The sequence below is a fragment of the Alcaligenes sp. GCM10023179 genome, from assembly GCF_042653705.1.
Lineage (GTDB): Bacteria > Pseudomonadota > Gammaproteobacteria > Burkholderiales > Burkholderiaceae_B > Alcaligenes > Alcaligenes phenolicus.
In genome coordinates this window covers 1,075,540-1,094,291 of the sequence record NZ_JBHSIQ010000001.1, presented here as the reverse complement: position 1 = coordinate 1,094,291, position 18,752 = coordinate 1,075,540, and the positions used below count along the sequence as shown (strand labels likewise).

The window sequence follows — 18,752 nt, the reverse complement described above, 5'->3', positions numbered from 1 at the left end:
GGTTCTTTTTTTGTTACGTAACACGTTCCGCCCAGCCCCTAAAACCCGTAACAAATAGCCCTCTTTTTTTCCTCTACTTTTCGCCAAACCCAGCTTACATGCGGCCTGCAGGCAAGCCAATAAATTGGCACGTGAATTGCTTAACTAGACTCAGGAAGCAAGCAAGTCCCCCGATCATTTATTGGAGCAAGCAATGCATAAAAATACAGACAGCAAGAAACCAGGCCTGCGCCTGACACTCCTGGCCACCCTGATGGCCAGCACTTTAGCGCTGACTGCCTGCGGCAGTTTATCCGGTGGTGGCAGTAGTGGCAGCGGTGGCGGCGGATCGGAAACCCCCACCAATCCAGGCCCAGGCACTGGTGGCGGTGATAACGGCGGCGGCGACAACGGCGGTGGTGACAACGGCGGTGGCGATAACGGCGGCGGCGACAACGGTGGTGGTGACAACGGTGGTGGTGACAACGGCGGTGGCGACAACGGCGGCGGTGATAACGGCGGTGGCGACAACGGCGGCGGTGACAACGGCGGTGGCGACAACGGCGGCGGTGACAACGGCGGTGGCGATAACGGCGGTAATCCCCCCACGCGTACGCCGGGCCCACTGGAAACCACTCTGAATAATGTAGGTGAAGCCGTCGACAACGTCCTGCCAGTCGGCTTGCAAGATACCGGCGGCAAGCTGGGCAAAACACTGGATACCGTAGTCGCTCCTGTCGTGGACACGGCAACAGGCCTGACTCAACAAATTGGTGGCGCAACCGGCTTGGGCCAACCCATCAATGGTCTGACACAGCAAGTTGGCGGCGTCGTCACCAACTTGGGCGAGCAATTGGGTAACAGCGGCCTGCCCCTGAATCTGGGCCAGGGTGTTGGAGGCTTGCTGAGCGGTCTGGGCAATGCCGTGGGTAGCGCAGGCGGCCTGCTTCACGCTGATGCAAACAATCCTAAGCCGCTGACAGCCGTACTGGGCCATGCAACCAGCGGTGTTGCTGCACTGACAGGCTCCCTGCTGGGTGAAGGCAGTCTGCTGTATCCCCTGACAGGACAATTGGGGCTGGGCGACTTGCTCAATGGTGCTGATGCTGCCCCTATCCTGGAACCTGCCTTGGCAAATGTAGGCCAGACAGTCGACAACATTTTGCCCATTGGCTTGAACCCCATCCTGGGCAATGTCGGCGAGACCCTGGACACCGTAGTCGCTCCTGTTGGTGCAACGGTCACTCATGTCACCCAACAAGTGGGTGACGGTCTGGGTGTTGGTCAGCCTATCAATGCTTTGCTGGGTGGCGTAGGCAGCGCCCTGAGCAATGTGGGCACGCAGATTGATGGCGCAACCCCACTGGGTCTGGGCGGCACCGTTAACCATTTGGGTCAGGCTGTTGCCTCGGTCGGTGGCCTTTTGCATAAAACAGATACCAACACGAACCCGCTGGGCAACACCCTGAATCACGCCACACAAGCTGTCGCCTCCTTGACTGGCGGGCTGACAGGTAATGGGGAAGGCGGGCTGCTCTCGCCAGTAACCGGCTTGCTCGGCGGACTGACTGGCGGTTTGGGCGGTGGTGATGCTGGCAACGGTGGCTTGCTGGCCCCTGTGACCGGCCTGCTCGGTGGTTTGACGGGTGGTCTGGGTGGCGGCGACACAGCCAACGGTGGCTTGCTGTCTCCCGTGACGGGCCTGGTCGGTGGTTTGGTAGGCGGCCTGGGCGGCGGTGAGGCAGCCAATGGCGGTTTGCTGGCGCCCGTGACGGGCCTGGTCGGTGGTTTGACTGGCGGCCTGGCAGGCGGTGATTCAGCCAATGGCGGTTTGCTGGCACCCGTGACAGGCCTGGTCGGTGGTTTGGTGGGCGGCCTGGGCGGCGGTGATGCGGCCAACGGCGGCCTGCTGGCTCCTGTCACGGGTCTGGTAGGTGGTTTGACTGGCGGCCTGGCAGGCGGTGACGCTGCCAATGGCGGCCTGCTAGCACCTGTGACCGGCCTGGTCGGCGGGCTCCTGGGCGGCGGTGCAACTGTTTCCGTAGATACCAGCGCCTCGGGCAGCGTCAACGCTGGTGGTGGAGCCGCTGCAGGCACCAACAATGGCGGCTTGCTGGCACCGGTAACCGGACTGCTCGGTGGACTGCTGGGCGGCCCTCGCTAAGCACGGGGGATGGGGCGTACACCGCCCTATTCCTTAACCCCAGGATCTCCCTCAGTTCTGCTTGAAATGGCTGAGCAATCCTGATCACTAGATGGAGTAAGTCATGACTAGAAAGACACGTTTTGCATCCAGCGGGATCATGTTGCTCAGCCTGACAGCCAGCCTGTTTTCGCTGACCGCGCAGGCCCAAGTTCTAGAAAGCAGTCTGGGCAACTTGGGAAGGGCGGTTGACAATCTTCTTCCCCTTGAACTGGAACCGACAACAACACTACTGGGTCAGGGCCTGGACAACTCCGTTCTAGACTACGTCCAATTCGAGGTGACGTTTGAAGTTTTGCACAATCAACTTCATTCCTGGCTCAAGCCGGGGCAGGTGTTAAGCCCCGCGCTGCAGTTGGCACATGAATCACTCGACTCTCTGGGTGACGCCGTGGCTGCTACCGATTTGCCCTTGCAAGCAGGACAGGCTGCATCGGGACTGCTTCATGGCGTAGGCAATGCCGTTCTCAGTACAGGCGGCCTGCTCTACGACGTCCCTAATGAACCTAATCCCCTGGCGTCCATATTGGGACATGCAACCAACGGAATTGCTGCGGCTACAGACGCTTTACTTCAAGGGAATACTCTTTTGTCTCCCTTGCCAACCTTATCACCCGACTCGGCCCCACGAACAAGCCTGAATACGGGAACCACCGATGGTCTGCTTGCCCCCGTCACGAATGTCCTTGTCGGTCTTAATGGAAATGGAGACACCAGCAATGGCGGCCTTCTGGCCCCCGTAACAGGGCTGCTCGGTGGTTTGCTGGCCCCCCCTCGCTGAACAAGACGGGCGAATGGGGCCTGCACCGCCCTCTTCCTGAATCCCGGGACTTCTCGCATCGCTACCTGAAATGGCTAAGCAATCCTGAACACTAGATGGAGTAAGTCATGATTACAAAGATACGCTTTGCATCCAGCAGGACCATTTTATTCAGCCTGCTGGGCCCCTTACTGGCGCTGTCTGCCCATGCTAGCGGACCGGCAATGGATCACCAAGCCCCCCCTTCAGTTTCAAATATTCCGGCACACCTTATTTCAACTGCAGAGGCGACCAGCCCAGCAGAAATGACGCTGAGAAACCTGGATAGAACTGTCGACATTATCTTTCCAAACAGACCTAACTACTTTCACCTGGAACAGCCACTCTTGGTAGAGGAGATTCGACAGATTTCGGATTACGAAAAACGCATATATGACGCCATTGACTTAGGTTATGTCGTTTCCAAAACAGGAGAAACAATCAACATTGTGTCAAGTGACGCTGTCGATATCCTGGAAGGAGTTATTGAACAATCCGATCTGCCTTTCGGTCTGGGCGAAGCATCTGGCTTGCTCGTTCACAGCGTAGGCGATGCAATTGGCAGTGCTAGCGGATTGCTATATGACGCAACCGACACCCACTATCCATTAACGTCAGCCCTCAGTTACGTCACCGGCGGGGTGGCAGATGCAGCCACTGCTCTCTTACAGAACGACAATCAGCTGCAGTCTCTAAGTGGCTTGCCCACGAACAATGGCTTGTCAGCTCCAGCTGGACATCTGCTTGCTGGGCTGACGGGCAGCTTATCCGCAGTGAATGCTAATTCCACAGGCGTGCTAGCACCAGTGACCGTTTTGGCAGAGGGCCTGCTTCACCCGATTTCTCATCCCTCTACTAACGACTCCACAGGGACAATCAACATCGTAGACAACAGCTCTGCAGACCAAAACGGGCTGCTAGCCCCCGTAACTGGGCTGCTCGGCGGTCTGCTGGGCGCTTCTCGCTGAACCGGACAGGAGAATGGGGCACACACCGCCCCATTCCCTAATCTCAGGGCCTCTCTCATCTCCAGCGGCAATGTCTGAGCAATCCTGATCACAAGATGGAGTAAGTCATGACTACAAAGACACGCTTTGCCTGCAGCAGGATCATTTCGCTCGGCCTGACAACTAGCCTGGTTTCACTAAGCGCGCAGGCCGACATCGTGGGTATCAACAGTCTGCCCCTGCCAGTATCCAGTACATTTGCTACGAGCTTGATGAATGTCGATCCAGCACTCGATAAAGTACCTCTGATGGAGCAGCCCGGCCCCCTCCTATCCCTTTACGAGGTACTTTATTCCGCTGCAGATTTTGAACAGTTTTACCAGACGGCTGTCTATATAAGACAGGAAGTTGACGATCTGGCTCAAGAGCTTGAACTAACGTCGCTTCCCCTGAATGCAGGACAAGCTGCCGGGCCAGTACTCCGCGTCGTTAGTGACACTGTTGGCAACGTTGGTGACCTGGTCAGAAATAATCCGGGCAGCCCTTACCCAATTAGCAGCACGCTTACCGATTTAACAGGCAGCCAAGCCAATGCAACAGGCGCTCTGCGTCAAGGTGGAGTTCAAGCACCTGCCAACAGCCGGCCGCTCGATGGTCTGGCAAGCAACAATCCTGGCAACGTAAATCTCCTCTCCCCCGTCACCAATCTGGTCAACGCTGCGGGCGGGGGCTTGCTCAACACCGACACAAGCAATAACGGCCTGCTTGCTCCGGCCAGCAATCTGCTGGCCGGACTGGCAGGCGGCTTGCCCAATACACCAGACAGCAATAATGGTTTGTTGACGCCTGTCACAGGCTTGCTGGGCAATATCTCGACCAGCCCCGTAAATAAGGCGCAGGCATCACTGCCTGCGGACAGCTCCACAACAACAGCAGCCAATAGCAGTTTGTTGAGCCCCGTCACGGGTCTGCTCAGCGGACTGCTGGGTGGCGCACCACATTAAGGATTTGTGCGTATGCCAGATAAACAGACACTGACCAGGGCCTGGATCGACACCGATCCTCCGGATACGGTGCTGTCAGGGCATATGCGAGGCGACATTGTGCGCATGATGGTGCGTCAGTTCGATGTCTATATGGAAGCCAACAAGCACGAACTGGCACAAGAAGCGGGCCTGAGCCTGAACGAATACAAGGCACTGGAATTTGTACTGGAGCTCAAACACTTGTCGCCGGGCAGGCTGGCCCAGCTCCTGCACCTTAGCCCTAGTGGCAACCACGCCCTGATTACCCGCCTGGAGCACGCTGGTTATCTGACTCGCAAGCCACACCCTCGCGATGGACGCATGACTTGCCTCTACCCCAATCAGGAACGATGTAAACGCCTGATCGCCAATATGGAACACGCTGCGCAGCACATTATCAAGGCCACTGCTCAGCACAATCCGGGCCAACTGGCCGCCTTGCACGAGTTTTTGACCGGCAGCATCGGCCATCTCCGTCATGATGCGCTGCACAGACTCAAGCGCAAACCTGACTGAAGATCAGGGACCGGTTTCTTGCTGTTTTGCCCACCAGTACCCCTGGTGGGCTTTTTTTCGATGGTGCAGGACATTTGCGAGAGAAGTCGCCTACCCAGCCAAACGGCCCCATGCTACAAAAGACACTGGTCGGCTTGGCTGGCTTTTTCATCGCTAAAACCGTAAGGATGTGTTCATGAAACTCTCTGTACTGATTGCCGCCCTGCGCCTGCGCCATCTTGCAGGGGCTGCGCTGCTGTCCACTTCGCTGGCAGCCTATGCCCTACCCGCAGGTCTGGCCCAAGGCCCCTCTGTCGAAGGCGTCACTCAATACACGCTGGACAATGGCTTGCGCCTTGTTCTGGCCCCAGACGATTCCAAACCTACGACCACCGTCAACATGACCTACCTGGTCGGCTCGCGACACGAGAACTATGGGCAAACCGGCATGGCTCACCTTCTGGAGCATATGCTGTTTCGCGGCACCCCCACCCTGCGCAATGCTCTGGGAGAATTTTCCAAACGTGGCCTGGAAGCCAACGGCACCACCTCCAGCGACCGTACCAATTACTTTGCCAGCTTCGCCGCTGATCCCGAGACCCTGAAATGGTATCTGGACTGGCAAGCCGACGTGATGGTCAACGCTCTAATCGACAAGCAGGATCTGGAAGCGGAAATGCCCGTGGTACGCAATGAAATGGAAAGCGGTGAAAACAGCCCTTTCCGTGTTCTGATGCAAAAGCTGACAGCCGCTGCGTACCAATGGCATAGCTACGGCAAGACCACGATTGGCGCCCGCTCCGACGTCGAAAACGTGGATATTGAACAACTGCGCAAGTTCTACCACGACTACTATCAGCCCGATAATGCGGTGCTGTTTGTGACCGGGCAGTTCGACACCGATCAGACTCTGGAGCACATTGCCAAGGCCTTTGGCTCCATACCAAAACCGACTCGCACGCTGCGCCCCGAATACACGGTTGAACCCGTGCAAGACGGTACCCGCACAGTCACCTTGCGCCGTCACGGTGGTGCGCCCCTGATCATGTCGCTGTACCACCTGCCCAGCGCTGCCAGCCCGGAATACATGGACTTGAGCCTGGGCATCAGCGCCTTGGGCGACACCCCCAGCGGACAGTTGTACAAGAATCTGGTCAACAAGAACCTGGCCACCAGCGTATTCAGCTTTGATTCCGAAAGCCACGATCCAGGCTACGCCCTGTTTGGTGCGGAGCTGAAACCTGATATGGATCAGCAAAAGGCCTTGAAGGTCATGAATGACACGCTGGAAAGCCTGGCCAAATCCCCGTTGAAAGATACGGACCTGGAGCGCATCCGCAGCCAGTGGATGACGGGCTGGACACAAACTTATGCCAACCCCTCCAGTCTGGCCAGCGCGTTATCCGAAGCCGCGGCCAGCGGCGACTGGCGTTTGTTTTTCCTGCAGCGCGACCGGGTCGAAGCTGCCAAGCTGCCCCAAGTTCAAAAGGCGCTGGAAACCTGGCTGGTCGCCAGCAACCGCAGCAATGGCTTGTACATCCCCACAGAAAAACCGCTGCGAGCTCCTGAAGCCAGCACCGTTGATGTGGCCAAGCTGGTCCAGGACTACACCGGCAAGGATGGCGGCAAAACGGTAGAAGCCTTTGATCCTAGCCCTGCCAACATCATGGCTCGCACCGATCTGCAGCCCTTGTCCTTGGATAAGGATCTGGGCGAAGTGAAAATGGCCCTGCTGCCCAAGGGAACTCGTGCGGAACGCGTGGAGGCTCGCTTGTCCTTCAAGTTTGGTTCACCTGATCAGCTCAAGAACCAGACCGCTACCGCTGCAGCCGTCGCCAGCCTGCTGAGCACCGGCACCAAGAAACTGAACCGCGAACAGATTTCTGATCAGTTCACCGCCATGCAAACCCAGTTCAGCACCAGCGGCTCCAATGGTCGCTTGTACCTGAGCTTGTCCTCCAACCGCGAGAACCTGCCCAAAGCCATTGCTCTGGCGCTGGACGTGCTGCGCAATGCAAACTTCCCCGAGGACGAGCTGAAGAAATATCAGCAAGCCGTGGTCACCGATCTGAAATCGGCCAGCACTGAACCTGCTGCTTTGGCCAGCCAAGCGATTGAACGCTACACCAACCCATGGCCCAAAGACGATATCCGCTACACGCCCAGCTTTGAAGAAGGCATAGAGCGAGTCCAGGCGATTAACATCAAACAGGTGCGGGATTTCCATCAAAAATTCTACGGTACGGGTGATGTCGCCTTTAGCGCCGTGGGTGACTTTGACAAGGACGAGGTTCGCAAGGCGTTGGCCGATGGTTTGAAAGGCTGGCGCAAAGCCCCGACTTACCAACGCCCGGACGATCCACTACAAACTGTGGCTCCCAAGATCTTTGACATCAACACGCCGGACAAGGCAAATGCTTTCTATCTGGCGGACTTGGGCCTGAAACTGCAAGACAGCGATGCGGACTTTCCAGCTGTCTATCTGGCCAACTATTTGCTGGGCCTGTCTGAAACCTCGCGCTTGTGGAACCGTGTGCGCGTAGAGGATGGCTTGTCCTACAACGTACGCAGCCAGGTGGATGCGTCCAGCTATGAACCCAAGGGTTCGTGGACGGTCTATGCCATTCACGCTCCCAGCAATAGCGATAAGTTGAGCAAGACTATCGACGAGGTCCTGGCTCAAACACTGAAAGACGGCTTTAGCGAGCAAGAGGTCAAGGAAGGTGTGAATGCCTTGCTGAACTACCGCCGCTTGTCGCGCAGCCAGGACACCGTGGTCAGCAGTGCGTGGTTGAATTACCTGGATCTGGGCCGCAGCTTTGAATGGTCCGAGAAAATGGACCAGGATCTGCAAAAGCTCAATGCGGAGCAAGTCAATGCGGTTTTGCGCAAATACCTGAAACCCAAGGAAATGGTCGTAGCGATTGCCGCTGACCATGAGCGTCAAAAGCAAGGTGCCGCCACGCCAGCACCTGAAACCGCAGAACAGGCTCCGGTGACAGCGCCGGCTCCAGAGCCACTGGATGCCCAACCTTGATCAAGCCAGCAACCCCGCTTGCCTGAACTTTGAGCAGGCGTAAAAAAGCCCGGTACAAAAGTACCGGGCTTTTTACTTTCTACTTGGCGACTCCTTGCTGGAGCCCTGCCAGGATTCAGGAGAAGAAACCCTTCACCTTGTCCGTCCAGGATTCGCTTTTGGGCGAGTGCTTGACGCCACCATCGCTCAAGGCCTGTTCAAACTGACGCAGCAATTTCTTTTGCTCTTCGTTCAGACGTACAGGTGTCTCGATTTGAATGTGGCAGTACAAGTCACCGGGGTAGCTGGAACGCAAACCCTTGATACCCTTGCCACGCAAGCGGAAGGTCTTGCCCACTTGGGTGCCTTCAGGGATGGTGATTTCGCCACGCCCTGTCAGGGTAGGCACTTCCACCGTTCCGCCCAAGGCCGCCGTGGTAAAGGGGATGGTCAGTTCGCAATGCAGGTCCTCGCCATCACGCTGGAAAATACCGTGCGGCTTGATGCGGATTTCCACATACAAGTCACCGGCAGGACCACCGTTAACGCCAGGCTCACCATTGCCGCTGGAGCGAATGCGCATGCCATCATCAATACCGGCTGGAATCTTGACCTGCAAAGTCTTGGTCTTCTTGACCTTGCCTTCGCCGTGACACACCACGCAGGGATCAGGAATTTCCTTGCCGCTACCGTGACAGGTCGGGCAGGTTTGCTGCATGCTGAAAATGCCCTGCTGCATACGGACCGCGCCACTACCTTGGCAAGTGCGGCAAGTCTGTGCAGAGGTACCGGGCTTGGCACCCGAACCCGAGCAGGTTTCGCAGTTTTCCCAGCTTGGTACACGAATTTCAGTATCAAAACCGGCTGCTGCCTGCTCCAGGCTGATATCCAGCGAATAGCGCAAGTCCGCGCCACGGTAAACCTGAGGGCCACCGCCACGACGTCCGCCGCCACCACCAAAGATTTCGCCAAATATATCGCCAAAGGCGTCTGCAAATCCGGCCCCGCCCATGCCGCCACCCATACCGCCCATGCCGGCATTGGGATCGACTCCGGCATGACCATAGCGGTCATAGGCTTCGCGTTTCTGTTCGTCGGACAGGATCTCGTAAGCTTCCTTGGCTTCCTTGAACTTTTCCTCGGCGTCCTTGCTATCCGGATTACGGTCAGGGTGGAACTTCATGGCCAGCTTGCGATACGCCTTGCGGATTTCATCCTGCGTCGCATTTTTGGCCACACCGAGAATTTCGTATAAATCGCGTTTTGCCATGTTTGATTAACGACGTCCAAACGCCGCTGTTTGAATAATAATGCCCGATCTCCAGCGTATGCCGCCAAAGATCGGGCCAGGGAACCTTATTCAGGCTCGCAATTACTGATCGCGTTTGACTTCTTTAAAGTCAGCGTCGACCACGTTCTCGTCGGCGGGCTGCTGGGCTGTGCCTTCAGCACCTTCCTGTGCTGCGGCTTGAGCCTGCATGTCGGCGTACATCTTCTCGCCCAGTTTCTGCGAGGCCACACCCAGTGCTTCCACCTTGGCGTCGATGGCTTCCTTATCGCCTTCTTTCAGAGTTTCCTCCAGATCAGCGATGGCCTTTTCGATGGCTTCTTTTTCTTCCGCTTCCAGCTTGTCGCCGTAGTCCGTCATGGACTTGCGGGTGGAGTGAATCAAAGCCTCGGCCTGGTTGCGTGCAACCGCCAGTTCAGCGATGCGGTGGTCTTCTGCTGCGTTGACCTCGGCATCTTTCACCATGCGCTCGATCTCCTCGTCGGACAATCCGGAGTTTGCCTTGATGGTGATCTTGTTCTCTTTGCCTGTGCCCTTGTCTTTGGCGGACACGTGCAAGATACCGTTGGCGTCGATGTCAAAGGTCACTTCAATCTGTGGCAGGCCACGTGCTGCTGGTGGAATGCCTTCCAGGTTGAACTCGCCCAGAGCCTTGTTACCGGCAGCGATTTCACGCTCGCCCTGGAACACCTTGATGGTCACCGCAGGCTGGTTGTCGTCAGCCGTGGAGAACACTTGCGAATGACGCGTAGGAATCGTGGTGTTCTTCTGGATCATCTTGGTCATGACGCCACCCAGGGTTTCAATACCCAGGGACAGAGGAGTCACGTCCAGCAACAAGACGTCAGTACGGTCGCCCGACAGGACAGAACCTTGGATGGCTGCACCAGCGGCAACAGCTTCGTCAGGGTTGATGTCTTTACGTGGGTCACGGCCAAAGAACTCTTTAACGCGCTCTTGCACCTTGGGCATACGGCTCATGCCGCCGACCAGGATCACGTCGTCGATTTCCGAAACCTTCACGCCAGCATCCTTGATGGCAACACGGCAAGGCTCGATCGTGCGTTCGATCAGGTCCTCGACCAGCGCTTCCAGCTTGGAGCGAGTGATCTTCAGGTTCAGGTGCTTAGGACCGGAAGCGTCTGCCGTAATGTAAGGCAGGTTGATTTCGGTCTGCTGCGTAGAAGACAGTTCGATCTTGGCTTTTTCAGCGGACTCTTTCAGGCGCTGCAAGGCCAGCACGTCTTTGGACAGATCAACGCCGCTTTCTTTCTTGAACTCGTCGATGATGTAGTCGATGATGCGCTTGTCAAAGTCTTCGCCACCCAGGAAGGTGTCACCGTTGGTGGAGAGCACTTCAAATTGCTTCTCACCGTCGATATCGGCGATTTCGATGATGGACACGTCAAACGTACCGCCACCCAAGTCGTACACAGCGATCTTGCGATCACCCTTGTCAGCCTTGTCCAGACCGAAAGCCAAAGCTGCGGCGGTAGGCTCGTTGATGATGCGCTTGACTTCCAGACCGGCAATGCGGCCTGCATCCTTGGTTGCCTGACGCTGGCTGTCGTTAAAGTAAGCAGGCACGGTAATCACGGCCTCGGTTACTTCTTCGCCCAGGTAGTCTTCGGCGGTTTTCTTCATTTTGCGCAAGATGTCGGCGGACACTTGCTGAGGTGCCATCTTCTTGCCTTGAGCTTCCACCCACGCGTCGCCGTTGTCGGCGGCAGTGATGGTGTAAGGCACGTGCTCGATGTCTGTCTGAACTGCCTTTTCAGTGAACTTACGACCGATCAAGCGCTTGACAGCGAAGATAGTGTTGGTGGGGTTGGTGACCGCCTGGCGTTTGGCAGGAGCGCCAACCAGGATTTCGCCATCCTGCATGTAAGCCACGATGGAAGGGGTCGTACGACCGCCTTCGGCATTTTCGATAATACGAACCTGGTCGCCATCCAACACCGATACACAGCTATTGGTGGTTCCAAGGTCAATACCAATGATTTTGCCCATGATTTTTTACCTGACTAAAAGATTGATTGCGAAAGCAAATTATTTGATGAAATGCATATGGGGAACTCTGCGTGCATTTCAAGAGCAATGGCCTTATTTTTTTACCGTGCAAGCGGCTGATCCGAAAAAGCAGTCAAAAACGCCTTAATTCAGGACAGCCTGCGCGCACAGACAGGCTGGCTCTATTACTTGGGGGCCGACACCATCACCAAGGCTGGACGCAGCACGCGATCCGAAATGGTGTAGCCCTTTTGCAGCAACTGAGCCACTGCACCTTCTTCAAACTCCGAAGGCACGGCCGAAATGGCTTGGTGCAGGTGCGGATCAAACTTGTCACCGGCTTGTGGAGCCACTTCTTTCAGGTTGTTGCGCTCAAAAGCCTTGTTCAGTTGACGCAAGGTAGTTTCCACGCCTTCTTTCCAGGCGTCCGTGCTTTGCTCGGTCTGGGCCAGAGCCGCTTCCAGGCTGTCACGCACGGGAATCAGGCTTTCAGCAAAGGACTCGGTGCCGAACTTGCGGGCTTTAGAGACATCATCCTCCGCACGGCGGCGAATGTTTTCCACTTCGGCCTTGGCACGCAGCAGTTGGTCGTAGTACTGCGACACTTTTTCCTGGGCCTGAGCCAACTCGGTGGCCAGATCAGCCGAACTTTCTTCGGGCTGCTGAGCCAAAATCTCTGGCTGTTCGTGCTCGGGGGTGCCCTGTTGTACCTGTTCAGGCGTGTTTTCCGTCACTTCCCCGTCCAGAGGCTTATTGGGATCGGCATGTGTAGCCATTCGATGTATCTCCACTACAGAATTCGTTGATCGCATAAAAATGGGGGCATCTGCCCCCAGTTCAAGACCCGCCTGCATATTTTGCTGGCCAGCCCCTTGGAAAACGTCCAATACCGCTATCCGGCTGGCACCAGACGGCTGGGCAGCCAGCCTCCCAGATGCTGCACGGCCAGCCGTCCCAGGCCCTCAATCCATTGCGGATCGTCATTCAGGCAAGGTATGTAATGGAACTCACGGCCACCTTCTTCCAGGAAAGCGTCGCGGCATTCCACCTGGATTTCTTCCAGCGTCTCCAGACAATCGGCCAGAAAACCGGGGCAGACGGCATCCACACGCCCCACCCCCTGCTTGCCCCATTCGCGCAAGGTGGGCTCGGTATAGGGTTCCAGCCAGCGCTGCGCGCCAAAGCGACTTTGAAATGCCATGTGCACTTCTACGGCAGGCTCATCCAGCGCCGCACGCAAGGCATCCGCCGTTTCACGGCAGTCACGGTAATAAGGGTCGCCCAGTTCCACGCAGCGGCGCGGCAAGCCGTGAAAGCTCAATAGCAGACGCTCTGGCTTGCCATGTTCATCCCAGTAGCGGCGTATCTGTGCCGCCAGCGGGCCAATGTAGTCCGGGTGCGTATGGTAACGCTTGAGGAAGCGCAGCTCAGGTTGATTGCGCTGTTTTCCAAGGTGCTCCGCCACGCAATCCACCGCCGTAGCCGTGGTGCTGGCTGCATACTGCGGGTACAGGGGCAAGCTCAAGATTCGTTCGCAACCCGATGCTTTCAATTTATCCAGACCACTGGCAATGGACGGGTTGCCATAACGCATACCCAGCTCCACCTTCACATCATGGCCTTGCGATTGCAGCAACTCTTGCAGGCCATCGGCCTGTGCCTGGCTGTAGACCAGCAAGGGCGCGCCTTGTGGCAACCAGATATCCTTGTAGCGCGGTGCCAGCTTGCTGGGGCGGCGCGGCAAGATGAACAGACGCAGAATGATCTGCCAGAGCGGCTGAGGGATTTCAATGACGCGGGGATCTGACAGGAATTCCCCCAGGTAGCGGCGAATGGACGCAGCATCGGGCTGGTCCGGCGTGCCCAGATTGACCAGCAAGATACCGATGGGCCCGGCCTCGCGTACCGGAGCCTGATCATTGAACATATCGGCGTCCTGCGCTTCGGGCAAATAAGGAGAAGCAAACAACTTGGGCATGATGATTAGTACGTTAGACAGCCTGATTGCCCTCAGCCCAACAGCAGGCCGAAGGTCCATCCCTTAACTGGCAGAGTGATGGCTCAGGGCATTGGACAATAGCCGGGCCGTAATGTCCACGATAGGAATCACACGATCATACGCCATCCGCGATGGCCCGATCACACCCAGCGTCCCCACGACCTTGCCATCCACGCCATACGGCGCGGTAATGACGGACACATCATCCAAAGGTAAAAGCTGCGAATCTCCGCCTATATAAATTTGCACGCCATCGGCCTGACTGGAGACATCGAGCAAGTGCAGCAGATCGGTTTTCTTCTCGAACAAGGAAAACAGACGGCGCAAACGGTCCATGTCCGCCACCATCTCGGTCACGTTCAACAGCTTGCTTTCACCGGCGATGACCACCGCTTCTTCGCTATCGGGCTGATGGCTGCCCACATCCACCGCCTGTTGCATCAGACGCGAAATGTCCGCCTGCAAGGAGCTGAGCTCCTGCGACAAGGCCAGCTTGACCGACTCGAAGGACATGCCCGAGAAATGCTGATTGAAAAAGTTGCTGGCCTCGACCAGCTCCTGCTCCAGATAGTCGCGCGGGACAAACAGGATGCGGTTTTGCACATCACCATCCGGCGTGACGATAATCAGCAACACCCGTTTGTCAGACAGGCGAATAAATTCAATCTGCCTGAAGGTCTGGGCTTTTTTCGGCGCCAGCACCACACCGGCAAACTGCGACAGATTCGACAGCAAGGAAGCGGCAGAACTGACCGCCCGGTTGGGCTCGTCAAAAGGCAGGTACTGGCTAAGGTTGCGTGCATCGGGCCGCTCGAAACGCTCGGCAGCCAGGAGGCGATCCACAAACAGGCGATAGCCTTTGGGCGTAGGAATGCGCCCCGCCGAGGTGTGGGGGCTATGAATCAGGCCCAGGCCTTCCAGCTCGGCCATCACATTACGAATCGTGGCCGGGGAAAAATCAAAAATGGTCGATAAGGTACGGGACCCTACCGGCTGACCATCGGCGATGTAACGCTCGATCAGCACCTTCAACAAGGCATTTGCTCTGTCATCCATGTCGCGTACGTCACTTAAAAACACCAGCTCTGCATGATAAAGGGGAGAATCTTACAGCCAAGCCTAGAGTGGCAACTCTATAATCCACTGATCGCCATTATTTCATCAATCATAAGGTTTTCGCCCCATGCATTTCAAAACGGTTGCCATTGTTGGCAGATACCAGGACTCCGGCTTGGATGCGCCCATCCGATCGCTGGCTAAAACCCTGGTCAACACTGGTTGCTCGGTGCTGCTTGAGGCCACAACCGCCCAGAATGCCGGTATTACCGAATTCCCCATCGGCGATTATGCCCAAATTGGCGAGCGCGCCGATCTGGCTATCGTGATGGGCGGGGATGGCACCATGATAGGCGCTGCGCGCGAATTAGCCCACAGCAAGGTTCCCCTGATCGGGATCAACCACGGCCGCCTGGGCTTCATTACCGACATTCCCCTGGATGACGCCAACGACGCCTTGCTGCGCGTGCTGAAAGGCGAATACGACATTGAAGAGCGCTCCATGCTGGAAGGCCGCGTGGTGCGTGACGGGCAAGTGCTGTATTCAGGCGTGGCCCTGAACGATGTGGTCATCAACCGTGCCGGGCGCGGCGGCATGATCGAGCTGCGTGTCGAGCTTGACGGCGTATTCATGTACCGCCAGCGCTCCGACGGCCTGATCATCTCCACCCCCACGGGCTCCACGGCCTATGCGCTGGCGGCCAGTGGTCCCTTGCTGCACCCTTCCCTGAAGGCATTTTTGCTGGTCCCCGTTGCTCCGCAAACCCTGTCGCACCGCCCTATCGTGCTACCCGACACAGGCACCCTGAACTTGACCATTACGGCTCTGGGCCGGGTGGAATCGGGTGGCAGCGTGCACTTTGACATGCAAACCTGGTCGGACTGTCAGCAGGGAGACCGCATTGACGTGCGTCGCTCCCAGGACACCATTCGCTTTATCCATCCCAAGGGCTACAGCTTTTTTTCCACCCTGCGTCAGAAGCTGGGCTGGAATCACATCCCTTTGCCTAACGACGAAAACGAATAAACCCCTATGCTCCGTACCCTGCACGTTCGAGACTTTGTGATCGTGGATCAAGCCACGATTGATTTCGACTCCGGCTTCACGGTTTTTTCCGGGGAGACCGGCGCTGGTAAATCCATTCTGATTGACGCGCTCTCCCTGGTGCTGGGGGCACGCGGCGATGCCAAAGCCATCCGCGAGGGCTGTCCGCGAACAGAAGTCAGCGCGCACTTCGATTGTGAACAAGACATTCAGAGCTGGCTGAGCGAGCGTGACTTCGATGTCGCGGACGAGTTGATCTTGCGTCGACTGATCGACCTGCAAGGTCGCAACCGCAGCTACATCAATGGCAGCGCTGCAACCCTGACTCAGTTGCGCGAACTGGGTGAATTGCTGGTGGATATCCACGGCCAGCACGCTCATCAAAGTCTGATGAACCCTCAAAGCCAATACGATCTGCTCGACAGCCAAGGCGGCCATTTACCCCTGGCGCGCCAAGTGGCGCAGTCCTGGCAGCAATTGAGCCAGGCACGCAAAGCCGTCGAACAGGCCAGTCAAAGTGCTGAGCAGGGCAAACGAGAGCAGGAGCGTCTGGAGTGGCAGATCAACGAGCTGTCCAGCCTGAATCTGCGTGCTGGTGAATGGGACCAGTTGCAACAAGAACACACCCGCCTGTCCCATGCCCAGGCCTTGATTGACGGCAGTGCCTTGGCCCTGACGGCTCTGGATGGCGAGGAAACCTCGGTACAGCAACTGCTGGGCAAAGCCAGCCACGAAATGAGCGCCCTGCTGCGTCATGACCCAGGCCTGCAAGCGATTGTGGATGCCTTGGAGTCGGCACAAATTGCCGTCACCGAAGCAGCTTCGGACTTGAACAGTTATCTAAGCGATATGGAGCTGGACCCCGAGCGTCTGGCGCAGGCAGAAGAACGGGTTTCTGCCATTTTCAGTGCCGCACGCAAGCTGAAAGTGGAGCCCGAAGAACTGCCCAGCCTGCTGGAAACCTGGCAGGAACAGCTGGCACAGCTGCAACAGTCTTTTGATCTGGAAGCCTTGCAAGCCAAGGCTCAGCAGGCTGAAAAGCAGTACCAGGAGCTAAGTAGCAAGCTAAGTGCCGCAAGACGCAAAACCAGTGTGCAACTGAGCAAACAAGTCAGCCAGGCGATGCAGTCCATGGCCATGCAAGGCGGTCGCTTCGAGGTCGCCCTGACCGCTTGCACACCTCAGGTTCACGGCGCAGAGCAGGTGGAGTTTCTGGTGGCTGGTCACGAAGGGGTAACACCACGTCCGCTGGCCAAAGTGGCCTCGGGTGGTGAACTGGCCCGAATTTCCCTGGCACTGTCTGTTATCGCCAGCCAGGCAGCCCGCGTGCCTACCTTGATTTTTGACGAGGTGGATACGGGTGTCGGTGGCGCGGTGGCCGAAGTGGTGGGACGCTTGCTGCAAGAGTTGGGGGCACGTCATCAGGTCTTGTGTGTGACCCACCTGCCCCAAGTGGCCGCTTGCGGCAACCATCATTTGAAGGTCGAGAAAACGACCGAGCAAGGTCAGACCTTTTCCTCTATCCGTCCTTTGACGCAAGACGAACGCGTGGACGAAATCGCCCGCATGCTGGGTGGTCTGGAAATTACGCAAACAACGCGTGAACATGCGCGGGAAATGCTGGCACGTCAGCGTTAAGCAATTTTGAAACGCAAGCTAAACCACCAGCGCCGAAGCAGCTGGTGGTTTTTTTGTATCCAATCGTGAGGCCCTATGATCCGGATCTGATTGTTCTTTGAATTTTCAGGATGCCGCCCTGGCTATCCTGCCCCCAATCATCAGATCCCGCACCGGCGGACCCTCTACAAAGGGATTAACTGCGCAAGGTAGGCTTGGCCTGCTTGCCTGCTTCCGAGCACTTGGGGCAAATGCCGTACAGCAGCATGGTATGGCTCTCCAGCACAAAACCGTGGTCTTTGGCGACCTGGTGCTGGCGGGCTTCGATATTGCTGTCGGTAAACTCTTCCACAACGCCACAATTGGTGCAGATCAGGTGATCGTGGTGATCGCCATCATTCAGTTCAAAGACGGCTTTGCCGCCGTCAAACTGGCTGCGCACCAAAATGCCGGCTTGCTCGAACTGGGTCAACACACGGTAGACCGTGGCCAAACCAATATCGACTTCTTCGGCAATAAGCAGGCGGTATACGTCTTCAGCGCTCAGGTGGCGTTGACCGTCCTGGTCGGAGCGGCGAAAAATATCCAGAATCTTCAGGCGCGGAAAAGTCGCCTTAAGCCCCATGTTCTTCAGTTCATTTTGATCGTTCATGGCTAAATTATCGCATCTTGATGGGGATGGATCTCAAGTCCGTCCTGGTTGAAAACCAGCTCGTCTTGAGGCGGTTCAATGCGCAATTCATGCGCTTTTTCCTAAACCCTTATATGATAACGATTTTATTCCTACTGGGGCATTTCGTGCAGAAGAAGGCCAATTCATTCACTCCTGTCATCCGCGCCATACTCGCAGCCAGCCTGGCTGCCGCCGCCCTGAGCGCTTGCGGATCCTCTAAATGGGGCTTCCCATACCGCGCCGACATTCAGCAGGGGAACTGGATCACTGCCGAGCAAGTGGCCCGCCTGCAATCGGGGATGACACGCGAACAGGTTCGTTACCTGCTGGGTTCGCCCACCTTGCAGGACATTTTCCACGCCGACCGTTGGGACTACCCTTACCTGAACAAGCCTGGCTACGGCAAGAGCGAGCAGCGCACCTTTACCGTCTGGTTCGAAGGCGACACTCTGGTTCGCTGGGAAGGCGACGAGCAACCTGACCGCCAACCCTTCGAGCGCAGCGACACAGGCAAGAAACACACCCCGCCCCCCGCTGACGCCGACCAAGCCGCCCCAACGCCCAGCGTGAGCGGCAACCAGCCCACGCTTTAAGCTTTAC

At 56.9% G+C, this 18,752-nt stretch carries 15 protein-coding genes; 9 read left to right on the top strand and 6 right to left on the bottom strand.

Annotation, left to right across the window (positions count from 1 at the left end):
* Positions 1–193 precede the first annotated feature (193 nt).
* The 6 genes from ACFPDR_RS04835 to ACFPDR_RS04810 all read left to right on the top strand — a co-directional run bounded on the left by ACFPDR_RS04835 (position 194) and on the right by ACFPDR_RS04810 (position 8,485).
* Complete coding sequence (locus tag ACFPDR_RS04835; protein WP_376910722.1) at positions 194–2,143, top strand: collagen-like triple helix repeat-containing protein; 1,950 nt, start codon at positions 194–196, stop codon at positions 2,141–2,143.
* Between the two features lie 103 nt (positions 2,144–2,246).
* A complete protein-coding gene (locus tag ACFPDR_RS04830) occupies positions 2,247–2,963 on the top strand; it encodes a hypothetical protein (protein WP_376910721.1) in 717 nt (238 codons plus the stop codon).
* Between the two features lie 107 nt (positions 2,964–3,070).
* Complete coding sequence (locus ACFPDR_RS04825) at positions 3,071–3,949, top strand: hypothetical protein (protein WP_083053238.1); 879 nt, start codon at positions 3,071–3,073, stop codon at positions 3,947–3,949.
* A gap of 107 nt (positions 3,950–4,056) precedes the next feature.
* Positions 4,057–4,932, top strand: a complete 876-nt coding sequence (locus tag ACFPDR_RS04820) for a hypothetical protein (RefSeq protein ID WP_376910720.1) — start codon at positions 4,057–4,059, stop codon at positions 4,930–4,932.
* A gap of 12 nt (positions 4,933–4,944) precedes the next feature.
* Positions 4,945–5,469 carry a MarR family winged helix-turn-helix transcriptional regulator gene (locus ACFPDR_RS04815; RefSeq protein ID WP_376910719.1) on the top strand — a complete coding sequence of 175 codons (525 nt, stop codon included), beginning with the start codon at positions 4,945–4,947 and terminating at the stop codon, positions 5,467–5,469.
* 175 nt (positions 5,470–5,644) lie between these two features.
* A complete protein-coding gene (locus ACFPDR_RS04810) occupies positions 5,645–8,485 on the top strand; it encodes a M16 family metallopeptidase (protein ID WP_376910718.1) in 2,841 nt (946 codons plus the stop codon).
* A gap of 115 nt (positions 8,486–8,600) precedes the next feature.
* Here ACFPDR_RS04810 and dnaJ read toward each other — a convergent pair whose 3' ends face one another.
* From dnaJ to hrcA, 5 genes are all read right to left on the bottom strand, one after another.
* Complete coding sequence (dnaJ, locus tag ACFPDR_RS04805) at positions 8,601–9,734, bottom strand: molecular chaperone DnaJ (protein ID WP_009459542.1); 1,134 nt, start codon at positions 9,732–9,734, stop codon at positions 8,601–8,603.
* 102 nt (positions 9,735–9,836) lie between these two features.
* On the bottom strand, positions 9,837–11,762 hold the full coding sequence (dnaK, locus tag ACFPDR_RS04800; RefSeq protein ID WP_035272098.1) for a molecular chaperone DnaK: 1,926 nt from the start codon (positions 11,760–11,762) through the stop codon (positions 9,837–9,839).
* 185 nt (positions 11,763–11,947) lie between these two features.
* Positions 11,948–12,538 carry a nucleotide exchange factor GrpE gene (gene grpE, locus ACFPDR_RS04795; RefSeq protein ID WP_376910717.1) on the bottom strand — a complete coding sequence of 197 codons (591 nt, stop codon included), beginning with the start codon at positions 12,536–12,538 and terminating at the stop codon, positions 11,948–11,950.
* A gap of 116 nt (positions 12,539–12,654) precedes the next feature.
* Positions 12,655–13,740: a ferrochelatase gene (gene hemH / locus ACFPDR_RS04790; protein ID WP_247966570.1), complete on the bottom strand. Its 1,086-nt coding sequence runs from the start codon at positions 13,738–13,740 to the stop codon at positions 12,655–12,657.
* A 63-nt stretch (positions 13,741–13,803) separates the two neighbouring features.
* Positions 13,804–14,817 carry a heat-inducible transcriptional repressor HrcA gene (hrcA, locus tag ACFPDR_RS04785; RefSeq protein WP_009459549.1) on the bottom strand — a complete coding sequence of 338 codons (1,014 nt, stop codon included), beginning with the start codon at positions 14,815–14,817 and terminating at the stop codon, positions 13,804–13,806.
* Positions 14,818–14,944: 127 nt separating this feature from the next.
* Between hrcA and ACFPDR_RS04780 the strand changes: the two genes are divergently transcribed.
* Complete coding sequence (locus ACFPDR_RS04780; protein WP_009459550.1) at positions 14,945–15,844, top strand: NAD kinase; 900 nt, start codon at positions 14,945–14,947, stop codon at positions 15,842–15,844.
* 6 nt (positions 15,845–15,850) lie between these two features.
* On the top strand, positions 15,851–17,500 hold the full coding sequence (recN, locus tag ACFPDR_RS04775; RefSeq protein WP_226348989.1) for a DNA repair protein RecN: 1,650 nt from the start codon (positions 15,851–15,853) through the stop codon (positions 17,498–17,500).
* A 175-nt stretch (positions 17,501–17,675) separates the two neighbouring features.
* Here recN and fur read toward each other — a convergent pair whose 3' ends face one another.
* Positions 17,676–18,131, bottom strand: coding sequence for a ferric iron uptake transcriptional regulator (gene fur / locus ACFPDR_RS04770; RefSeq protein ID WP_035272094.1), 456 nt, complete (start codon positions 18,129–18,131; stop codon positions 17,676–17,678).
* Positions 18,132–18,244: 113 nt separating this feature from the next.
* Here fur and ACFPDR_RS04765 point away from each other — a divergent pair, with 113 nt between their 5' ends.
* A complete protein-coding gene (locus tag ACFPDR_RS04765) occupies positions 18,245–18,745 on the top strand; it encodes an outer membrane protein assembly factor BamE (protein ID WP_196784070.1) in 501 nt (166 codons plus the stop codon).
* The last annotated feature ends 7 nt before the right edge of the window (positions 18,746–18,752 follow it).